The following is a 326-nucleotide window of genomic DNA, read 5'->3' on the forward strand; positions in this document are numbered from 1 at the left end:
CTGGCGTACCGAAGCCTCTTCATTCTATGTTTTCTTTGTCGTGTGAACGAATGGAGGAAAAAGGCTTTTCTGTCATACCGGGAGAAACCGTTTGGACGCAGCATAAAGCAAAATCCGCTTCTCCTAAAAAACGTGCAAATGAGCTTCAAGCCATGATAGAAGATAAAAACATTGATATCATTATCCCGCCTTGGGGAGGCGAGCTGCTGATTGAAATTCTTGAATACCTCGACTTTACAAAATGGAAAGCAAAATGGGTGCTTGGCTATTCTGACACCAGCGTTCTTTTGCTGGCTGCTACACTTAATACCGGGATCGCAACGGCT

At 44.5% G+C, this 326-nt stretch carries 1 protein-coding gene; it reads left to right on the forward strand.

From position 1 onward, the window contains the following. Positions 1 to 26: 26 nt before the first annotated feature. Positions 27 to 326 (forward strand): LD-carboxypeptidase (locus NLF92_RS12725; RefSeq protein WP_284700435.1); only part of this gene is annotated, 300 nt, incomplete at its 3' end.

Source organism: Opacimonas viscosa (assembly GCF_024199005.1).
Taxonomy (GTDB): Bacteria; Pseudomonadota; Gammaproteobacteria; order Enterobacterales; family Alteromonadaceae; genus Opacimonas; species Opacimonas viscosa.